The 20673-nt window shown below is 69.9% G+C and carries 17 protein-coding genes; 6 read left to right on the forward strand and 11 right to left on the reverse strand.

Going from position 1 to position 20673, the window contains the following annotated elements; genetic code table 11:
- Positions 1 to 18: 18 nt before the first annotated feature.
- On the forward strand, positions 19 to 780 hold the full coding sequence (locus tag C8D87_RS05120; RefSeq protein ID WP_109641596.1) for an IclR family transcriptional regulator: 762 nt from the start codon (positions 19 to 21) through the stop codon (positions 778 to 780).
- A gap of 30 nt (positions 781 to 810) precedes the next feature.
- Positions 811 to 2256, forward strand: coding sequence for an aldehyde dehydrogenase family protein (locus tag C8D87_RS05125; RefSeq protein WP_112225708.1), 1446 nt, complete (start codon positions 811 to 813; stop codon positions 2254 to 2256).
- Here C8D87_RS05125 and C8D87_RS05130 read toward each other — a convergent pair.
- From C8D87_RS05130 to C8D87_RS05160, 7 genes are all read right to left on the reverse strand, one after another.
- On the reverse strand, positions 2219 to 2884 hold the full coding sequence (locus C8D87_RS05130) for a response regulator (protein WP_112225709.1): 666 nt from the start codon (positions 2882 to 2884) through the stop codon (positions 2219 to 2221). The two genes, C8D87_RS05125 and C8D87_RS05130, sit on opposite strands and share 38 nt — an antisense overlap.
- Positions 2881 to 3753, reverse strand: coding sequence for a sensor histidine kinase (locus tag C8D87_RS05135; protein WP_112225710.1), 873 nt, complete (start codon positions 3751 to 3753; stop codon positions 2881 to 2883). The genes C8D87_RS05130 and C8D87_RS05135 overlap by 4 nt, the downstream gene beginning before the upstream one ends.
- Complete coding sequence (locus tag C8D87_RS05140) at positions 3741 to 4994, reverse strand: serine hydrolase domain-containing protein (RefSeq protein ID WP_112225711.1); 1254 nt, start codon at positions 4992 to 4994, stop codon at positions 3741 to 3743. Before C8D87_RS05140 ends, C8D87_RS05135 begins: the two co-directional genes overlap by 13 nt.
- A 98-nt stretch (positions 4995 to 5092) precedes the next feature.
- Positions 5093 to 6643, reverse strand: coding sequence for an MDR family MFS transporter (locus C8D87_RS05145; protein ID WP_112225712.1), 1551 nt, complete (start codon positions 6641 to 6643; stop codon positions 5093 to 5095).
- On the reverse strand, positions 6640 to 7269 hold the full coding sequence (locus tag C8D87_RS05150; RefSeq protein WP_215732174.1) for a TetR/AcrR family transcriptional regulator: 630 nt from the start codon (positions 7267 to 7269) through the stop codon (positions 6640 to 6642). The genes C8D87_RS05145 and C8D87_RS05150 overlap by 4 nt, the downstream gene beginning before the upstream one ends.
- A 62-nt stretch (positions 7270 to 7331) precedes the next feature.
- Positions 7332 to 8087 carry a DUF427 domain-containing protein gene (locus C8D87_RS05155; protein WP_112225714.1) on the reverse strand — a complete coding sequence of 252 codons (756 nt, stop codon included), beginning with the start codon at positions 8085 to 8087 and terminating at the stop codon, positions 7332 to 7334.
- Positions 8088 to 8126: 39 nt separating this feature from the next.
- Positions 8127 to 9110, reverse strand: coding sequence for a ribose-phosphate diphosphokinase (locus tag C8D87_RS05160; RefSeq protein WP_112226275.1), 984 nt, complete (start codon positions 9108 to 9110; stop codon positions 8127 to 8129).
- A gap of 269 nt (positions 9111 to 9379) precedes the next feature.
- Between C8D87_RS05160 and C8D87_RS48490 the strand changes: the two genes are divergently transcribed.
- The 3 genes from C8D87_RS48490 to C8D87_RS05170 are packed head-to-tail and all read left to right on the forward strand — an operon-like array spanning position 9380 to position 12536.
- Positions 9380 to 9514 carry a hypothetical protein gene (locus C8D87_RS48490; RefSeq protein WP_267899832.1) on the forward strand — a complete coding sequence of 45 codons (135 nt, stop codon included), beginning with the start codon at positions 9380 to 9382 and terminating at the stop codon, positions 9512 to 9514.
- A gap of 19 nt (positions 9515 to 9533) precedes the next feature.
- Entirely contained in the window at positions 9534 to 11018 is a 1485-nt protein-coding gene (locus C8D87_RS05165; protein WP_112225715.1) for an alpha/beta hydrolase, read from the forward strand.
- A 36-nt stretch (positions 11019 to 11054) separates the two neighbouring features.
- Entirely contained in the window at positions 11055 to 12536 is a 1482-nt protein-coding gene (locus tag C8D87_RS05170; protein ID WP_112225716.1) for an alpha/beta hydrolase, read from the forward strand.
- A 65-nt stretch (positions 12537 to 12601) separates the two neighbouring features.
- Here C8D87_RS05170 and C8D87_RS05175 read toward each other — a convergent pair whose 3' ends face one another.
- Positions 12602 to 15361 carry a DEAD/DEAH box helicase gene (locus tag C8D87_RS05175; RefSeq protein ID WP_170166312.1) on the reverse strand — a complete coding sequence of 920 codons (2760 nt, stop codon included), beginning with the start codon at positions 15359 to 15361 and terminating at the stop codon, positions 12602 to 12604.
- Positions 15362 to 15401: 40 nt separating this feature from the next.
- On the opposite strand from C8D87_RS05175, the gene C8D87_RS05180 reads away from it, so the two are divergent.
- The gene (locus C8D87_RS05180; protein ID WP_233441910.1) at positions 15402 to 16319 is read left to right on the forward strand and encodes a phosphotransferase; all 918 of its coding nucleotides are present in this window, start codon (positions 15402 to 15404) and stop codon (positions 16317 to 16319) included.
- Position 16320: 1 nt separating this feature from the next.
- Here the strand turns inward: C8D87_RS05180 and C8D87_RS05185 are convergent, their stop codons facing one another.
- From C8D87_RS05185 to C8D87_RS05195, 3 genes are all read right to left on the reverse strand, one after another.
- Positions 16321 to 18135 (reverse strand): S8 family peptidase, encoded by a 1815-nt coding sequence (locus tag C8D87_RS05185; protein ID WP_112225718.1) that lies wholly within the window; start codon positions 18133 to 18135, stop codon positions 16321 to 16323.
- A 163-nt stretch (positions 18136 to 18298) separates the two neighbouring features.
- A complete protein-coding gene (locus C8D87_RS05190) occupies positions 18299 to 19237 on the reverse strand; it encodes a sigma-70 family RNA polymerase sigma factor (protein ID WP_112225719.1) in 939 nt (312 codons plus the stop codon).
- Positions 19238 to 19365: 128 nt separating this feature from the next.
- Positions 19366 to 20649, reverse strand: a complete 1284-nt coding sequence (locus C8D87_RS05195) for a hemolysin family protein (protein WP_112225720.1) — start codon at positions 20647 to 20649, stop codon at positions 19366 to 19368.
- Positions 20650 to 20673: the final 24 nt, after the last annotated feature.

Raw genomic sequence — 20673 nt, forward strand, 5'->3', positions numbered from 1 at the left:
ACGGGGCAGAATTCGCGAATGGCCGCCACCGTCTCCGCCAAACTGCTCTCGCTGCTCGGCACGTTCGACACCCGCCACCGCCGCCAGACCCTGAGCGGCATCGCGCGCCGCAGCGGCCTGCCGATCAGCACCGCGCACCGGCTCCTGGCCGAGCTGGTCGCGTGGGGTGCGGTGCGCAGGCTGGAGTCCGGCGAGTACGTCATCGGCCGGCGGATCTGGCGGCTCGGGTTGCTCGCGGCGGGCGAGGTCGACCTCAGCCGGGTGGCCGAGCCGTTTCTGCACGACCTGCACGCCGCGACGCGGGCCGTGGTGCATCTGGCCGTGCGCGAGGGGACGGAGGTGCTGTACCTCGACAGGGTGTCGGGGCACGCTTCGGTGCCGATCGTCAGCTCCACCGGCAGCAGGTTGCCGTTGCACTCGACCGGTGTGGGGAAGGTGTTGCTCGCGCACGCGCCCCCTGAGGTGCAGGAGGAGGTGCTGCAGCACCGCCTGACGCGGCTCACGGCCTACACGGTCACCGAGCCGGGGCGGATGCGGGCGCAGTTGCAGCGGATCCGGCGGGACGGGTACGCGCAGACGTTCGAGGAGATGACGCTCGGGGCGTGCAGCGTGGCGGTGCCGGTCGAGGTGGACGGGCACGTCGTGGCGGCGCTCGGGATCGTGGTGCCCGACCTGCGCAACGTGCGGGCTCGGCTGGTGGCGGCGTTGCAGGTGGCGGCCAGCGGGATCGGGCGGACGTTGGAACCCGGTTTCCATCCACCGGAAGCCGGGCTTGGATGAACCACGTCACTACCGGTTGAATCTTCAACCGTGGCAAGCGAAACACGTCAGCTCTTCATCGGCGGCGAAAGTGTTCCCGCACTGGACGGCCGCACCACTGATGACCTCAACCCTTACACGGGTGAGGTGCACGCCGTTGTCGCCGCTGCTGGGAAAGCGGACGTCACGCGTGCTGTCGACGCGGCGCAGGAGGCGTTCGCGGAGTGGTCGGCGACCTCGCCGTCCACCCGGCGCCGGATCCTGTTGCGCGCGGCAGACTGCATGGAGGCCCGCACGTCCGAGGCGATCGCGCTCATGGCCGGGGAGGTTGGCGGCGTCGGCGGGTGGGCCGGGTTCAACATCATGCTGGCGGCCAACATCCTGCGTGAGGCAGCCGCGGCGGTCTCGCAGCCCGTGGGCGAGGTGCTGACCACGGAGACGCCGGGGCAGCTGTCGCTCGCGGTGCGGGAGCCGCTCGGGGTCGTGGCGGCGTTCGCGCCGTGGAACGCGCCGATCATCCTCGGCACGCGGGCGGTTGCGGCGCCGATCGCCGCGGGCAACACCGTGGTGCTCAAGCCGAGCGAGGACGCGCCGATCGCGTCGGGGCTGTTCATCGCCGACGTGCTGCAGGAGGCCGGGCTGCCGGCGGGTGTGGTCAACGTCGTGACGAACGCGCCGGACGACGCGGCCGAGGTCGCGCAGGTGCTGATCGGCGACCCGCGGGTGCGGGCGGTGAACTTCACCGGGTCGACCGAGGTCGGGCGGATCATCGGAACCCTTGCCGCGCAACACCTCAAGCCCGCCGTGCTGGAGCTCGGCGGCAAGAACTCGTTGCTGGTGCTCGATGACGCCGATCTTGATCATGCGGTCGACGCGGCGACGTTCGGCTCCTTCCACAACGCGGGCCAGATCTGCATGTCGACCGACCGGATTCTCGTGCACCGGGCAGTGGCAGAGGAGTTCACGGCGAAGCTCGCCGCCAAGGTCGCCTCGCTGCCCCACGGTGACCCGGCCGACCCCGGCACGGTGATCGGGCCGGTGATCAGCCCGCGCGCCGCCGAACGCGTGGCCGCGCTGGTCTCCGAGGCGGTCGGCGCCGGCGCGCGGATCCGGACCGGTGGTGACGGCGCGGCGACCGTGCTGGACGGCGTGACCCCGGACATGCGGATCTTCCAGGAGGAGATCTTCGGGCCGGCCGTCGTCGTGACGGCGGTCGCGGACGACGACGAGGCGGTCGCCATCGCGAACGACACCGAACACGGCCTCAGCACGGGCATCCTCACCGAGGACTCGCGGCGCGGCCTCGCCCTCGCGCGCCGGATCCGCACGGGCATCGCCCACGTCGGCAACCAGACGGTGGACGACGAGCCGCAGGCACCGTTCGGCGGCGTGAAGGCCAGTGGCTACGGCAGGTTCGGTGGCCGGTGGGGCATCGAGGTGTTCTCCGCCACGCGCTGGGTCACGGTCGCCGGAGGTCCTGGCCACTTCCCGTACTGATCAGCCCGGCCTCGTGCGCCACGATCGCCGCCTGCACCCGGTTCTGCGCCCCGAGCCGGGTCAGGATGGCGCTCACGTGCCCCTTCACGGTGCCCTCGACGAGGTCCAGCCGCCGCGCGATCTGCGCGTTCGACAGGCCTTCGCCGAGCAACGCGAGCACGTCCCGTTCCCGCGAGGTCAGCGACTCCACGCGGGAACGGGCCTCTCCGACCCGTCCCCCGCGGAACCGCGTGATCATCCGGGCAGCGACCTTCGGCGCCAGGTAGGCACCGCCGGACGCCAGCGCGTGCACGCCCGCGATCAGCTCGCGCGGATCCCCTGACTTCAGCAGGAAGCCGCGCGCACCGCCGTCCAGGGCCTGTTCGAGGTAGCCGTCGTCGTTGAACGTCGTCAGCATCGCCACGCCGAAACCCAGGCGCGCCAGCTCACGTGCGGCTTCGAGCCCGTCGAGCCTGGGCATCCGGATGTCCAGCAGCACGACGTCCGGCCGGTGCCTGAGCGCCAGGTCGATCGCCTCGCGACCGTCCGACGCCTCCGCGACCACCTCCAGTGCCTGATCCGAACCGAGGATGGCGCGCACACCCGCGCGCACCATCGCCTCGTCGTCGGCCAGCAGAACGCGAATCACAGCTCCCCCGAGTGCGGAAGCGTGGCGACCAGCTCGAACCTGCCGTCACCACGGCTGGTCCGGAGCGTACCTCCCGCCAGCCGCACCCGTTCCCGCAGCGCGATCAACCCCAGCCGGCTGCCCGCGCCACGCCGCAGCCCGGCGTCGTTGCCCGCCTCGACCACCGTCGTGGCATCGGCCGTCGACACCTTCAGCAGCACCACGGACTTCGGCGCGTGCTTCGCGGCGTTCGTCAACGCTTCCTGCACCACCCGATGCACGGTCCGTTCCACAGTGGACGGAGTCCGACCCTCCACTGTGAACTCGACCCGCATCCCGGACGCCACCGCGCGGTCCACGAGGTCCTTCAGGTCCGCCACCGCGGGCGGGTCGCCGTCGCGCAGCAGGAACACGAGGTCCGCCAGGCGTTCCGTGGCCGCGGCCGCCGTCATCCGGAGCTGAGCGGCATCCGCCTGGTGCTCGGGCGGCAGGTTCATCTCCAGCGCACCCGCCTGCAGGGCCAGCAGGCTGAGCTCGTGGCCCAGCGTGTCGTGGACCTCGTGCGCGATCCGCGTGCGTTCCCGCAGGTGGGCGGCCTCGACCCCGGTCGCGGCCAGCGCGGCCTGCTGGTACGCCACCCGGCCGAGGAACCACGGCAGCGCCACCGCCAGCCCCACGACGATGAGCGCTGTGAGCTCCAGGAGACCTCCCGCCAGGAACAGGAACGTGGGCCAGCCGGGTTCCATCCGGCGCCCGAGCAGGAACGCGGCCACGAACGCCACGGCGCACACCGCGATCGTCCACGGCGGCACGTTCTCCCGCATGAAGTACGACACCGCAACGGCAGCGGCGACGCACGCCGCGAGCGCCACGACCCTCAGCGCTGCCATTTCACGACTCCCACCCCGAGGTTCATCACGCCGGACACGCCCAACCACACCACAAGCGGCAGCGCGTAGTGCACCAGTTGGAAGAACGAGATGTCCCGCCCGCCGTACAGCAGCCCGAGCAACGCCGGCAACGCCACCAGCACGCCCAACGGCACCAGCCTGAACACCTGCCACGCCTTGTGCAGCTTGCGCGGCCGCCGCAACGCCCGCGCCCCCAGCACCAACGACAACACCGTGAGCCCGGCCAGCACGAGGTCGACGACCAGCCGGTACGACGAGGGTGAGGCGGGCGTCCTGCCGTCGAGGACGTCGGCGATGCCGTTCTCCAGCGCGTACGTGCCCTCGTTGCCGAGCCCGATGCCGCTGTTGACCATCACCGCGATCCCGTAGCCGGACGGCGTCAGCAGCTGCCCGGCCGTGCTCGTGAACCAGATCCCGTTGTGCCGCAACACCCCCTGCGAGTCGGTCTCCCAGCCCATCCCGTCCTGCGGTGCCAGCTTCGGCTGTGCGGCCAGCCACTTGGCCATGTCCGCCGCGGTGCTGATCACACCGTCCGAACCCGTGAGGAACCGATGTGGCTCGGTCACCGCGACCGAGAACCCGTAGGCGTAGCCGTGGCCGCGCCGGTAGTCCGGCGGCAGGTCGCGCGGCGCCACGTCGATCGCGACCGTGTCCCGCATGCCCAGAGGTTCGAAGACGTGCTTGCGCAGATACGAGTTGAAGTTCTCCCCGGAAGCCAGCTCGACCAGCCGCGCGGCCAGGTGGTAGTTGGTGTTGGTGTAGCGGAACCGGCCGTCGGGCTCGGCTGAGCGCAGGACTTCCCGCGCCCGCTCCACCGCCTCCTCGGTCGTGTTCGGCTGCGGCAGGCTCTTCTCCGGCAACGTGCGGTCGCTGAGGCCGGACGTGTGGCTGAGCAGCTGGCGCGGCGTGACCCGCGAGTCGAACACCGGCCGGTCCAGGTCGATCTTCCCGGCGTCGGCGAGCTGGCGGACCGCCAGCGCCGTGAACGACTTGCTGACCGACGCGATGGCCATCTTCGAGTCGGGGGTGATCGGCGCACCGGCCGAGTCGTGTCCGTAGCCCCTCGCCGCGATCACCCGGTCCCCCTTGGTGATCGCGACGGCGACGCCGGGATAGGAGGCCGAGTCCATGAACGACCGCACATAGCCGTCCACAGAAGACAGATCGGTCGGCGTCACGCTGAACACCAGCGTGATCACCGCACCCCAGATGCTTTTCATGAGCGGAAACCTAGGGACCGGGCGAACAGAAGACCCGACCTGAAAGACAGACCGGACCCCCGACGAAAGTCAGGGGTCCGGTCAGCGCAACGAGGTGATCAGTGGCTCGCGGCCATCTCCGCCGCAAGCCGGTCGTCACCGCTCTGCTCCTTGAGCGGCTTCTCCTTGATGAACAGCACCGCGAGCAGCGCCAGCACCGCGAACGGCGCTCCCACCAGGAAGATCTCCGCCGTGGCGGTCGCGTAGATGTCGGCGACCACGGCCTTGATCTCGGGCGGCAGCACCGAGACGTCCGGTACCTGGTCACCGCCGGAGGTACCGCCCATCGGGCCGAACTTCTCCGCCGCCAGCGAGGAGACCTTGCTGGCCAGCACAGCGCCCAGCGCAGAGACACCGATCGCACCGCCCAGCGAGCGGAAGAACGTCAGCGTCGACGTCGTCGCACCCAGGTCCTTGGCCGGCACGTCGTTCTGCGCCGCCAGCACGAGGTTCTGCATCAGCAGGCCCACACCGACGCCGAGCACGAACATGTGCACCGACACCATGAACACCGTGGTCTGCGCCGTGATCGTGGACAGCAGCAGCAGGCCGGCGACCATGGTCACGCCACCGGCGACCAGGTACGCCTTCCACCTGCCGTACTTCGTGATCAGCTGACCCGCCACGGTCGACGAGATCAGCAGGCCGAGGATCAGCGGCAGACCCAGCAGACCGGCCTGGGTCGGCGTCTTGCCGAGCGACAGCTGGAAGTACTGCGAGAGGAAGACCGTGCCGCCGAACATCGCGACACCCACCAGGGCGCTGGCGATGGTCGTCAGGGACACCGTGCGGTTGCGGAAGATCGACAGCGGCACGATCGGGTCGTGCGCGGTGGCCTCGACGCGGACGGCCGCCACCAGCAGCAGGACACCCAGCGACACGAGGCCAGCGGTCCAGCCCGACCACCAGTCGAACTTCTGACCGGCGAGCGACGACCAGATCAGCAGCGTCGACACACCGGACACGATCAGGAACGCGCCCAGGTAGTCGATCTTCGTGTCCTCCTTGCGCACGACCGGCAGGTGCAGGGTGCGCTGGAGCAGCCAGATCGCGGCGATGGTGAACGGCACGCCGATGAAGAAGCACCAGCGCCAGCCGAGCCACGAGGTGTCGACCAGCACGCCACCGATCAGCGGGCCGGCGACGGTGCCGACGCCGAACACGGCGCCGAACAGGCCGGAGTACCTGCCGAGTTCCCGCGGCGGGATCATCGCGGCCATCACGATCGTCGCGAGCGCGGTGACGCCGCCGGCGCCCAGGCCCTGCACGATGCGGCTGACGATCAGCATCTCGATGTTCTGCGAGAAGCCCGCGATCAGCGAGCCGACGACGAACAGGCTGAGCGACGCCTGGATCAGCAGCTTGCGGCTGTAGAGGTCGGCGAGCTTGCCCCACAGCGGCACGGTCGCCGTCATCGCGAGCAGCTCGACCGTGACGATCCAGGCGAAGATCGACTGCGAGCCCTTGAGCTCGGCGACGATGCGCGGCAGCGCGTTCGACACGACGGTGCCGGCCAGGATCGCGACGAACATGCCGAGCATCAGGCCCGACATGGCCTGCACGACGTCGCGTCTGCTGTGGACTGGTGTCACTTCGGTTTCGGTGCTCATGACGATCCCCCTTCGTGGTGGTGCGGCGGTACGTGAGCCAGCCCGGTGCCGAAGAGGTCCAATGCATCCCTGACCAGGTCCCCCAGCGCGACGCTGTCGTCGAGCGCCCAGCGCGTCACCGCACAGCGGAACGCGGCGCTTCCGGCGGCGACGAGCAGCCGCGGGTACAGGTCGGACTCGGGCAGCCCCGCCCGTCGTCCCACCGCGTTCGCGAGCAGCTGCTCCGACTCAGCGCTGTTGGCGAACGCCCTGACCAGCAGGTCCGGCCGCTGCATCAGGACCTCCTTGCGCAGCAGCCACAGGTCGCGGGCGTTGTTCAGCTCGTCGGTGATCTCCGCGAGCACCGAGTCCCGGTACGCCTGGAACGGCGTGACCTCGTCGGGCGCGGCCAGGATGCGCTCGGCCATGCGCGGACCCGTCTCCGGGTCCGCGCCGATCAGCGCCTCGTCCTTGCTCACGAAGTAGTTGAAGAACGTGCGCACCGAGACGTCGGCCTCGGCGGCGATCTCCTCGACGGTGACGTGGTCGTAGCCCTTCTCGGCGGCGAGACGCACGGTCGCCCGCTCGAGCGCGGCACGCGTGCGGCGCTTCTTGCGGTCGCGCAGGCTCTCCCCCAGCTGGTTCACGGGGCAAGAGTACAGGATCGTTTTGCAGTGACTGCAACTTTGCAGAGTGTGAAATGAATCGCTTACGACCAGGGGGTTTTCGGCTTCGGCTGGAGCTCACCGTCGAGGAAAAGATCGACTTTCTCCGTGTAGAAGCACGCCAGCCCCGCGACTTTCTGACTCTCCGGCAGCGGCGTCCGGTAGATCCAGACGAGGTCCTCGTGCACCTTCCCGCCGACCTCGACCGACCAGTAGGTGGCGGTCCCCTTGTACGGGCACTGCGACTGCGTGTCCGACGGCCTCAGCAGGTCGAAGCGGACGTCGCTCAGCGGCAGGTAGTAGCGCGGTGGCAGACCCGTCTCGAACAGGATCCGCGGCTGCGAGGACGCCGCCAGCGTCACCCCGTCCAGCGCGATCCGGACGTGCCGCGAGCTGCCCAGCACGTCGACGCGCTTGTACGGGTCGCGCGGGTGGACGTAGATCGGCTCGTCCTCCTCGAGCCACTCGTCCATCGCCGCGAACTCGAACCGGACGAGGTCCCGCAGCTCCTCGATCGGAGAGTCGGTGTAGATCAACGCCGCGCCCTCGGCCGTGCCACCGGCCGTGACGACGTCGTGGACGGCTCCCTCGCCCCTGCTCGGCGAGTGCCTGGTCTCCCCCGTCGGCTTCAGCTCGGCGCGCACGGAGGAAAGCGGCAGGTAGTAGGCCGGGTAGTACGGGATCTCCCAGACCAGGCGCGGCGAGGTCGTGTCCGCGACCAGATCGCCACCGAAGAACGCACGGACGCGCTTCGCCGAGTGCTCAACCCGCACGCGGCCACGCTGCTGCTCGTTGCCCATGTCACATACCAACACGGACCGGGCAGGAGTGCTTCCCGGTCAGGCGTTCCCGTCGAACAGGCTGGTCACGGAGCCGTCCTCGAACACTTCCTGGATGGCGCGGGCCAGCAGCGGCGCGATGCTCAGCACGGTCAGACCCGGGAACCGCTTCTCGTGCGGGATCGGCAGCGTGTCCGTCAGGATCACCTCGCGCGCCTTGCTGGCGACGAGCCGTTCGTACGCGTCGGCGGACAGCACACCGTGCGTGGCGACGAGGACGACGTCCTTCGCGCCCTGTTCCAGCAGCTGCCGGGCCGCGCCCGTGCTCGTCAGCGCGGTGTCGATCATGTCGTCGACCACGACGCAGGTGCGTCCCTCGACGTCGCCGACGACGCGGTTCGCCATGACCTCGTTGGGGCGCAACGGATCGCGGGTCTTGTGGATGAACGCGATGGGGCACCCGCCGAGCAGGTCGGCCCACTTCTCGGCGAGTCTGGTGCGGCCGGCGTCCGGGGAGACGATCGCCAGGTCCTCGCCCTGGTACCTGGCACGGACGTGGTCGGTCAGCAGCCACATCGCGTGCAGGTGGTCGACGGGGCCGTCGAAGAAGCCCTGCGCCTGCGCGGTGTGCAGGTCGACGGTGACGACCCGGTCCGCGCCGGCGGTCTTGAACATGTTCGCGACGAGCCGCGCCGAAATCGGTTCACGTCCGGCGTACTTGCGGTCCTGGCGCGCGTACGGGAACGAGGGGACGACCGCGGTGATCCGCTTGGCCGAGGCGCGCTTGAGGGCGTCGACCATGAGCAGCTGTTCCATCAGCCAGTCGTTGATGGGCGCGCTGTGGCTCTGCATGACGAACGCGTCGGCGCCGCGCACCGACTCCTCGAAGCGGACGAAGATCTCCCCGTTCGCGAAGTCGTAGGCGGCCTGCGGGGTGATCGCGGCGCCGAGGTGCTTGGCGACCGCCTCCGCGAGCTCGGGGTGGGCTCTGCCGGAGAGCAGGATGAGCTGCCGTTTGGCGATGCCGGGCTTGCCGCTGACCATCGTCACGCTCCACGTCCGTCCGGCGATGAGCCCGATGGTTCAGCATTGCCGCGAGATCACGCAAACGGGCCGTCCGGCGGGTGGGATTCCACGTTGCAGCGCATGATGGATTCCCTCCATCGGGCACACCCACAGGTGGCCCTCTAGCACGCCACGACTTCCACCCTGGGTATAGATCGGCTGATTCCGATTCACCTCTTGGGGTACGTCCAGTGTGATTTCTTGATCAGCGTGCTTGATGGGTCAACGGCCGTCTCTACCCTCGACCCATGCCTGCAGACCAGGACACCTCCGGACCGACAGCGTCGGCACCACCACCGAACCCGATCGTGATGAGCACCCCCATCCACGACCAGATCGCCGACCGCCTGGGAGTTCGCCAAAAGCATCGACGGCTCGACTGACCGTCGCTATGAATGGCCCATGCGTCTCATCGTGCTCGGCGCCGTGGTGGCGCTCGTGGTCGTACCCGCACCCGTCGCCCAGGCCGAGGTTCCGCCGATCGAGTGGACCGCGTGCGGGCCGGAGCACCCCGGCTTCGAGTGCGCGACCGTCACGGTTCCGCTGGACCACGACCACCCGCGCGGAGCGGCCACCACCGTCGCGTTGACGCGCAAGCCCGCCACCGACAAGGCACGGCGCATCGGGTCGTTGCTGTTCAACCCCGGTGGCCCCGGTGCGTCCGGCATCGAGTACACCTGGGCCTGGGGCGCGAAGATGTCCGCCGGCACCGAGGGCCGGTTCGACATCGTCGGCTTCGACCCGCGCGGCATCGGGCGGTCGAACCCGTTGCGCTGCTTCGCGAACGAGCAGGAGCGCGCCGAGTTCCTCGCCGCCGGGCCGATCTTCCCGTACGCGCCGCAGCAGGAGCGGCCGTTCTTCGACAGGTACCGCTCGCTCGCCTCCCGCTGCGACCAGCCGATCGCGCGGCACATGAGCACCGCCGACGTGGCACGCGACATGGACCTGCTGCGCCGCGCACTGGGCGACCGCAAGATCACCTACTTCGGCACGTCGTACGGCTCCTACCTCGGCACCACGTACGCGAACATGTTCCCCGGCAACATCCGTGCGCTGGCCATCGACGGCGTGCTCAACCCCGAACTGTGGTCGAGCGGGCGCCAGATCGAGTCGGACCGCGTCGCCGCGCGCGAGGTGCTCGACGAGTTCTTCCGGCTGTGCGACGAGGCCGCCTGCGCGTTCGGCCCCGACTCGAAGCGACGGTGGGAGGCGTTGCTGGCGTCGGTGCGGGTCAAGCCCATCCAGCTCGGTGGCGAGGTGTGGACCTACGACCGCGTGATCGAGCGGGCGCTCTTCGCCGGGTACGCGTCCGAGGCCTGGACGGACATCGCCGCGACGCTCGACCAGCTTTCCGACGCGTCCGCGGGGGTTTCCGCCGCCGCCGCGGTCTACGACAACTTCTTCGACGCCAACCTCGGAAACATGTGCGCGGACATCGAGTTCCCGCGCACGTTCGGCGCCTACCGGGCGGTGTCCCGTTACGCCGCAGCGGGTTCGGAGTTCGGGCCGTACTGGTGGTGGAGCACCAGCGCGTGCGCGGACTGGCCGGTCAACTCCGACCGCTACACCGGGCCCTGGCGTGCGGCCACCTCCGCGCCGGTTCTGGTGGTGGGCAACCACTTCGACGGCTCGACGGACTTCCGCGGCGCCCAAGCCGTCGCCCGGCAGCTCCCGAACAGCCGGCTGCTGGCGTACGCGGGATGGGGACACATCGCGTACCGGCGCAGCCAATGCGCGATCGACCACATCCACGCGTACCTGCTCAACGGCACGCTGCCCGCGCCAGGAACGGTGTGCCCGGCGAACCCGAACCCGTTCCTCGATCCCGCGCATCAGCTGGGCGATCAAGACTTTCGTCGGTCGACGGGGCCGGTGGCGGGAAGGTAGGAATGGCCCCTCTGCGGACAAGAGGGGAGCTTGCCGATGCGTGTCACCGTGCTCGCCGCGGCCGCCGCACTCCTGGTCACCGGCGCGCCCGTCGCGCTGGCGGAGGCCGGAGTGCCGCGGATCGACTGGCAGGCGTGCGGGCCGGAACATCCCGGCTTCGAGTGCGCCTCGGTGAAGGTGCCACTGGACCACGACAACCCGCGCGGCGCGGCCACTTCCGTCGCGTTGGCGCGCAAACCCGCGACGGACAAGGCTCGCCGCATCGGGTCGCTGTTCCTCAACCCCGGCGGACCTGGCGGGTCCGGCGTCGACTTCGCGCTCAGGGCCGGCAACACGCTGTCGGCCAACCTGCAGGGCCGGTTCGACATCGTGGGCTTCGACCCGCGCGGCATCGGCCGGTCCGATCCCCTGCACTGCTTCGCCAGCACCGAGGAGCTCGACAAGTTCTTCGAGGGCGTGCCCGGTTTCCCGTACCTGGCGGCGCAGAAACGGCCGTACTTCGAGCGGTACCGCTCGCTCGGCCCGGAGTGCCGCGACGACCAGACGATCGCGCGGCACATGAGCACCGCAGACGTCGCACGGGACATGGACCTGCTGCGCCGCGCCGTCGGTGACCGCAAGATCTCGTACCTGGGCTTCTCGTACGGCTCGTACCTGGGCGCGACCTACGCGAACCTGTTCCCGAACAACATCCGCGCTCTCGTGGTCGACGGCGTGCTCAACCCCGAGCTGTGGTCGAGCGGGCGGCAGATCGAGTCGGACCGGATCGCGACGAAGGAGGAGTTCCGCGAGTTCCTCCGCAACTGCGACGAGGCGGCGTGCGTCTTCGGCCCGAACTCGGAGCAACGCTGGAACGCGTTGCTGGCTTCGGTGCGTGCCAAGCCGATCCAGCTGGGCGACCAGCTGTACACCTACGACGCGGTGATCAGCACGGCGATCGGCGCGATGTACAACCCGCGCGACTGGCCGGACACCGCCACGCTGTTCGACCAGCTGTCCGACGCGGCCACGCTGAGCGTCGCGGCGGAACCGGACTACCCCAACGGCTTCGACGCCTACAACGGCAACGTGTGCGCGGACATCGAGTTCCCGCGCGCCTTCGAGGCCTACCGGGCGACGGCCCGTTACGCCGAGGCGGGTTCGGAGTTCGGCCCGGCGTGGTGGTGGGGCAACGCGGCGTGCGCGAACTGGCCCGTCAACCACGACCGCTACACCGGACCGTGGCGCACCCGCACCAACGCCCCGGTTCTGGTGGTGGGCAACCACTTCGACGGCGTCACGGACTTCCGCGGCGCCCAGGCCGTGAACCGGCAGCTCGCGGGTAGCCGGTTGCTCGCTTACGCGGGTTGGGGACACACGGCGTACGGGTTGAGCAAGTGCGCGACCGACCACACCAACGCGTACCTGCTCAACGGAACGCTGCCGCCGGTCGGGACCGTGTGCCCGGCCAACCCGAACCCGTTCCTGCCCACGACCGCGGCCCTCTCAGAGCCGCTGTTCCAGCCGGCCCACCGCTGACGGCCCTGCGTTTTCGGCGTCTGCAAGTACTACCGCCGCTGAGTTGGTGGTATTTGCAGACGCCATCAGCGACGGAGCTCGTGAGCCAGCTCGACCGCCGCGCGGGCGGGATCGTGGTCGAAGCGGCTGCCGAACGCGTCGTGCACCCGCCACCCCGCGTGGGTGAGCGCCCGCCATCGGGCGAGGTGCGCCTGCGGCCCCTCCGGGTGCGGCCGTGTCTCCAGCGCGACCGCGCCGCTCCTCTCCCCCACCACGAGGTCGACCCGCCACTGCCCCACCGGATAGCCCGTCCGCACGGTCAGCCCCGCGGCAGCGAGCTCCTCCGCCAGACGTGCGGTCCACTCGTCAGAAGGCGCGACGCCGGCGGTCTCCGTCGGCGGCACGTCCGCGTGCGCCAGGTACTCGCCGATCAGCCCGGGCGGCGACGCGGCCGACGTGATCACGTGCACCAGCCGCCGCGCCCGAGTGGTCAGCACCGCCAGCAGGTTGCGGTCGTTCACGAACCGCCACGCGCCCGGCTTCTCGTCGGCCGCGAGGCTGATCACGACCTCGTCGAACTCGCTGCCCTGCACACCGTGCACGGTGCCGACGCGGACACCACCCGTGGTGATCTCGTCCAGCGTCAGCTCACCCAGCAGCGCTTCCTCCAGCGCGTCGGCCTGCGGGCGGAACGGGGTCACCACGCCGATCGACCGCACGCCCGCGGCGACCCGCTTGCGCACGTGGGCGAGCACGGCGTCGACCTCGACCCGGTTGACGCCCTTCGCGGTGCGCTCACCGGCGACGCGCTCGGTGTCGATGCAGTCGACGTCCGCGATCGACGGGTGCGTGGTGAGCAGCGCGATCTTGCCGTCGTAGAACTTCGACGCGGCGAACCCGATCAGGTGCGGCGCGCAGCGGTGGTGCTCGTCGAGCCAGTGCACGCCCGCGGTCGCCGCCGCCGCGTCGAACAGGCTCACCTTCGGCACGTCCAGGCGGTCGCGCAGGTCCTGCGTGCCCTCCGCCTCGACCGCCGCCCGCACAGCCTCGTCACTCACGAACGACACGTGCCGCAGCTGCCGGGGATCGCCACCGATCACCGCGGATCGTCCCCGCAGCAACGCCGGTCCGGCCAGCGGCTGGTCGACGTGACTCGCCTCGTCGATGATCACGAGGTCGAACATGCCCGCCACCGGCGGCAGGATGTCCTCCACATCGGACAACGTCCCGACCCACAACGGCAGTGCCGCCACCAGGTCCGCGCTGTCGATCTCCGCGAGACCGCGCCGCCGGGCGGCCCTGCCGGACCGCAACGCCTTCGCCAGCGCCGCCACCGCCCGGCGCGCACCCGAGCCGCGGCGGCTGACCGCGTATTCCTTGAGCCACGCGGCAGTGGCCTGACGCAACACGGCGTCCTGCTCGGCGAGCAACGGCCGCAGCTCGCCGAACGTCGTGCCGCCACCGGCACCGAGCCGCACGAGCGCCGCCGTCTGCTCGGCGGCCTGCACAGCGGCCGCGAGATCCTCGGCCGACACGTCACCGGCACCGGTCCGCTTGCGCGCCTTCGACAGCGCCCACCCGGTGCGCAGTCCACTCAGGAGCCCCGTGCGCGGCCGCAGAAGCCCGTGCAGCTCGGCGAAATCCACGCCCGCACCGAACGCCTTGGGCGCCACCTCCCGATGCGCCGGCATCAACGCCTGGTGCCGCCGTGCCTCGGCGGCCAGCTGTTCGTCCGTCAAAGCAGCGGCGACGGCACGCTCGACCCGCGCCACCGCCGCGGCACCCGCGCGCCGCGCCCGGTCGAGCTCCTGCAGCTGGTCGGGACTGCTCGTCGCGGACAGTCCGTCCGACAGCTCCCGCGCCATCTCCTGGCGCAGCTCCGAGTCGCCGAACAGCACCGGCACCGGTCCGCCCGCCCGGCGCAGCGCGGCTCCGAGCACGTCGGCGGCGTTGCGCGTGCGGCTCGCGAGCAGCACCGACCGTCCCGCCGCCACGGCGTCCAGCGCCAACGCCGCGAGGGTGTGCGTCTTGCCGGCCCCCGGCGGCCCGCCGACGACGGTGATCCGCGCGCGGCGGGCGTGCTCGACCGCTCGCATCTGGCTGTGGCTCAGCGGCAAGGCCGAACTGATCGGCTCGTCGTGGTCGTCGAGCGCCTCACCAGCCCCGTAGAGCGCCGCGAACGCGGTCTCCGCCACGCGCGGCTTGCGAGCCCACTCGTACAGCGCGGCGCCCTGCTCGGTTTTCACGACGGGCTCACCCGCGTGCAGCCCGGCGCCCATCGCCACCACGAGCTCGCTGCCGGAGATCAACCTGTTGGGGTCGTCGCGCACGATCGGCACGTTCTCGAACCCGGCCTGCCGCAACGTCTCGGTGATCCACGCACTGGTCGGCTCGAGCGCGGCCTCCCGTTCCGCGGTCTTGGCCCAGTCGTCGATCAACGGGAACACGCCAGCGTCACCGGCGACGTGGAAGGCGTAGGTCAGGCCCAAGCCGTGATGCAGCCGCACGGGCCGTGAGATCAACGGCAGGCACACGCGCCGGCGCTGGCCACCGATCTCGGCCGGTCCCGCCAGGAACGCCCAGCCCAGCCGCAGCAGCCGGTCCTCCTGGTGCAACGCGTCGTAGGCGGCGAGGTGCTGCACCTGGTCACGGCCGTACTTCGGGGCGGTCCAGGTGATCGGTGTCCACTCCTGGCCCTGCTGCGTCGCCGTGATCGCCCGCCACGACGGCTCGTGCTCGCCGAGCCACAGCAGGCCCGCCGTCTTCGACAGGTCGAGCTGGACCTTCTGCGGCTGCTCGGCGGCACTCAGCCGGGCCAGGGTGCGCAGGACGGCGGGCACGTTCACGCCGCACATCGTGCCATTCGAGGCGGTAGCTTCGTGCGCTGTGTTGGATCTTCCCGCTGGCTTGTCCGACCGCGACCTCACCGAGGGCCTCGCACGGTTCGGCATCTCCGGGCCCGTGCAGTACGCGCCCCTCGGGTTCGGCGACTACCACTGGACGGTGGCGGGCCGGTGGTTCACGTCCGTCGCCGACCTCACGAACAAGGCCCACTGCGGACCCGATGCGCTCGCCGGGTTGCGCAGCGCGATGGACACGGCTTCGGCACTGCAGCTCCCGTTCGTCGTCGCACCACTGCGGACGGACGACGGCGAGACAGTCGTGCCGCTCGACGACCGGTACGCGCTGAGCGTCTTCCCCCTCCTCACCGGGAAGTCGGGAAGCTTCGACGACCGGTTCAGCGACGAGGAGCGCGACGAGGTCCTCACGTTGCTGGCGGAACTGCACAGCCACGAACCACCCGTGGGAACTCCAGTCGCACCGGTCGATTCGGACGGGCGCGATGCTCTCGAAGAGTTGCTCGACGAGCCCGGTGAGTGGGCGGGCGGACCGTACTCGGCCGACGCGCGCGAGGTGTTCGTGGCGAACAAACAAAGGATCCGCGATCTGCTGGCCGAGTTCGACCGGCTGGCCGCGCTTGTACCGCCACGACGCGTGGTGACGCACGGCGAACCGCATCCCGGCAACCTGATCCGCACACCGGACGGCTACCGCCTGGTCGACTGGGACACGGTGGGCCTGGCCCCGCCGGAACGCGACCTGGCCCTGCTGGACGGTGATCTCTCGAAGTACACGGAGCTGACCGGCCACGAACCCGTCGCGGCCGGTCTCGCCCTCCACCGGTTGCGCTGGCGGCTCAACGACATCGGGGAGTTCGCGGTGTGGCTGAAAGGACCGCACGAGCGAACCCCGGACACCGAGGTGGCGTGGCGAGGGTTCCGGGAAACCCTCGCCACGCCTTAGCTCACAGCGTCAGTCTCCACGTGTCGATGGTGCCGACGTCGGCGGTGGCCGCGTCACGGACCCGGAGCTGCCAGGTGCCGTTGCGGGTCTCCGACGACAGGTTGACCGTGAAGATCTGGTCGATGTTGTCCGCGCTGCCGCCAGAGCGGTTGCTCAGCGAGTAGGCCGAACCGTCCGGCGCGATCAGGTCGACCACCAGGTCACCGCGGTAGGTGTGCTTGATGTGCACCTCGACCTTGCTGGACGCCGACGCGGTGCCGGTGCAGCCCGTCACGGTGATCGACGACGACACCGTCGAGTTGTCCGGGATGGCCACGTCGGTGCCGTTGGTCTGCGTGGCACACGTCGACGAGCCGACCGTCCACGTGAACGACGTGCTGCCCGAACCACCGGCCGTCGCGGTGGCCGTGGCGGTCACGTTGTACGTCCCGGCCGTGGTGGCCGTGCCGCTGATGAGACCGGACGAGCTGATCGACAGGCCGGTCGGCAGACCGGTCGCCGACCACGTGTACGGCGCGGTGCCGCCGGACGCCGACAGCTGCAGGTTCGCCGTGCCGTTCAGCGCGGTGGCCTGGTTGCCGGGGTTGGTGACGGAGACGCCGGGAACACCACCGGAGTTGGTGCGCAGCAACAGGTTCGCCGAGTTGGCACCGGGGTTGGTGACCTTGTTCGGCGTCGCGGACGCGAGGATCGCGGCGTGCACCTCGGCCGGCGTCTTGGACGGGTTGTCCGCAAGGTACAGCGCGGCCGCGCCCGCGACGTGCGGCGAGGCCATCGACGTGCCGCTCATCGTGGCGGAGCCGGTGTTGTTGCTGTAGGACGCGGAAACGATGTCCTGACCCGGTGCGAACAGGTCACTGCACGTGCCGTAGGAGGAGAACGACGCACGGGCATCGGTGCGAGCGGACGCCATGACGTTGATCGTCTCGGTGACGCGCTGCGGCGAGTACTTGCACGAGTCGTCGTTGAAGTTGCCCGCCGCCACGACGTACGAGACGCCGGCGCGGATCGACGCGCGGACGGCGTCGTCGAGCACGCGGCTCGGCTCGTTCGCGGTGCCGGTGTAGAGGCTCATGTTCGCGACCGCCGGCAGGACGGCGTTCGCGGTGACCCAGTCGACGCCCGCCGCCTCGGTGGAGACGGAGCCGCCACCCTGGCAGTTGAGCACGCGGACGGCCTTGAGCTTGACGTTCTTCGCCACGCCGTAGGTCGAGCCGCCGACCGTGCCCGCCACGTGCGTGCCGTGGCCCTGGCAGTCCTTGCCGTTGCGGCCGTCGGTGAACGCGTCGAACCCGAACGACGCGCGCCCGCCGAAGTCGGCGTGGTCGTAGTTGATGCCGGTGTCGATCACGTACGCGGTGACGTTGGAGGCACCGGTGCTGTAGCTGTACTTGCTGTTCAGCGGCAGATCCGCCTGGTCGACGCGGTCGAGACCCCACGACGGCGGGTTGAGCTGGTCGGCCAGGACCTGGACGGTCCGGTCCTGCTCGACGTAGAGCACGGCCGGGTCGGCGGCGAGGCGCTTGGCCTGCTTGGCCGACATGGTGGCGGAGAAACCCTTGAACGCGGCACGGTAGGTGAACCCGACCTTGCCGCCGTAGCGCGCGGCCAGACCGTCGGCGCGACCGCTGACCTCGGTGCGCGCCATGCTGTTGTCCTTCAGAACCACGATGTAGCTGTCCTGGACCGCGTTCGGCGCGTTCTCCGCGACGACGGATCCTTCCGGCTGCGCGGCTGCGGCCGGTTGGACCAACAAAGCCGTACCAACGGCGGCGATTGCCGCCACCCCGAGCGTGCGCAGGGTGCGTTGTCTCATCACTGCTCCTCATTCGCAGGGGAACCACGTGCGAACGCGGGCTGGCCCTCGACAGCCCAAGCAGGTGCGTTCACACGCGGTTGCGAAACAGCGGTAGTCCGTTAGCGGACGTGATGAATCTTTAGTTGAGACAACGATGAGAACAAGCGACTTTCGTCTGTTGTCAGCCGGCCAGCGCGAAAAGATCCTCTGGGCGGCCAGACGACTTGAGCACCGCGAGCGACTGCTTCTCCAGCTGGCGGATCCGCTCACGGGTCAGGCCGAGCTCCTCTGCGACCTCCTGGAGGGTGCGCTCACGCCCGTCCTCCAGCCCGTAGCGCAGGCGCATGATCCGGCTCTGCCGCTCGGGCAGAACGTCCAACAGGGACCGGACACCCTCCTCGAACTGCTGGCGCTCCACGAGCTCCGGCGCCGACACGCCGTCGGTGTCCTGGATCAGGTCGCCCAGCACGGAACCGCCGTCCTCGCCGACCGGCGTCTCCAGCGAAACGCAGGTGCGCGAGGCGTCGAGCAGGTCCCGCACGCGCGTGGCCGAGGTCTTGGCCTCCGCCGCGATCTCCTCCACAGTGGCCTCACGGCCGAGCGCCGCGGAGAGCTTCTGGCCGACGCGCTTGAGCTTGTTGACCTCCTCCACGACGTGCACCGGCAGCCGGACCGTGCGGGTCTGGTCGGCCAGACCGCGTTCGATCGCCTGACGGATCCACCACATCGCGTAGGTGGAGAACTTGTAGCCCTTGGCGTAGTCGAACTTCTCGACCGCGCGGATCAGGCCGAGGTTGCCCTCCTGCACCACGTCCAGGAACGGCAGGCCCCGGAACGAGTGCTTCTTCGCGACCGACACGACCAGTCGCAGGTTCGCGCGGATCATGTGGTCCTTGGCGCGCTCGCCCTGCGCGACGATCCTCTTGAGCGCACGGCGATCACGCGTGGTGTCGCCGGTCTCCAGGAGGTGCGCGGCGTAGACACCCGCCTCGATGCGCTTGGCCAGGTCGACCTCCTCGGACGCGGTCAGCAGCGGAGTGCCGCCGACGTCGCGCAGGTACTGGCCGACCAGGTCCGCGTCCTGCTGTCCGGTCGCGCGGTTCTTCAGATCTGCGGGCATGACGAATCCCCCCGTTTCCGTTGGCAGGTAGGTGTGGCAGCCCGGACGCGAGTTCGCGTCCCCGGCGAAACTCGCCGCCGTCTGCGGAGCAGCGGCAATCGAACACCGCCACACTCGTGTGTAACGGTTCAGAGGCCCTGGTCATTCCGCGGTTTCGGCTGTGACTTCAGCCTCACCAGCGTGATCGCGTGGTGCTCCACTTCCAGCACCTCGATCCGCCACCCGGAGACGTGGACCACGTCGCCAGGCTCCTCGGGGATCCGCCCGAGCAGCACCAGCACGAGGCCCGCGATCGTCGCGTACGGGCCGGGCGGCGCGTCCCGCAGCTCGACGCCGACGTCGACCAGGTCGTGGACGGGGAACGTGCCCGGCAGCTCGATCGACCCGTCCGGTTCGGTCCGCACCGCCACCACGTCCGAGTCGGTCTCGTCGTAGATCTCGCCGACGATCTCCTCGAGCAGGTCCTCCAGCGTGACGATGCCGTCGACCGCGCCGTGCTCGTCCACGACCAGCGCCATTTGTTCGTGCTCCGCCTTCATGCGGCGCAACGCGTCCGTGACGCGCACCGAGTCCGGAAGCACCATCGGCGTCCGCACGACGTCGACCAGCTTCACCGAGTCGTCGAGCAGATCGCGCAGGTTCACCACGCCGATCACGTCGTCCAGGTGACCGTCCTTGGTCACCGGAGCCCGGGAATGTCCTGACCTCGCCATGATTTCCCGCGCGGTCGGGGTGTCCAAACCTTCTTCGAGCACGGTCACCAGCCGCCGCGGCACCAGGACCGAGCGCAGCCGTCGTTCGTGGATCTCGAGTGCGCCGGTCATGATCGTGCGTTGTTCCTGGTTGAGATGTTGTTGCACCTCAACGAGATCACGCAGCTCCTCCGGCGACATCTGTCCCTCTTCGACGTCCGGGTCACCGCCGAAGATCCGCACCACGAGGTCGGTCGCCTTGCTGAGCAACCAGACCGCCGGCCGCGACACCGAGGACAGGAGGTCGAGCGGGCGGGCGACGATCTTCGACCACCGCAGCGCGTACTGCATCGCCAGCCGCTTGGGCGCCAGTTCCCCGAACACCAGCGTGAAAAACGTGAGAACGATCGTGACGAGCGCGATCGCGACCCCGTTGGCGGCGCCGCCGAGGAACCCCAGCAGCGGCATCAGCGGCTGCGCCAGCGAGACGGCCGCGGTCGCCGAGGCCAGGAACCCCGACAGCGTGATGCCGATCTGGATGGTCGCGAAGTACCTGTTCGGATCACGAGCGAGGCGGACGAGCGTGCGGTGCCCGTCGCGTTCCAGCGACCGGAGCTGGCCTTCGCGCAACGACACCAGAGCCATCTCGCTGCCCGCGAACGCCGCGTTGAGCAACACCAGCACCGCGACCAGTGTGAGGTTGAAGCCGTACCCGTCCACACGTTTGGGGTAGCACGCACGGTG

It is taken from the genome of Lentzea atacamensis (assembly GCF_003269295.1).
Classification (GTDB): domain Bacteria; phylum Actinomycetota; class Actinomycetes; order Mycobacteriales; family Pseudonocardiaceae; genus Lentzea; species Lentzea atacamensis.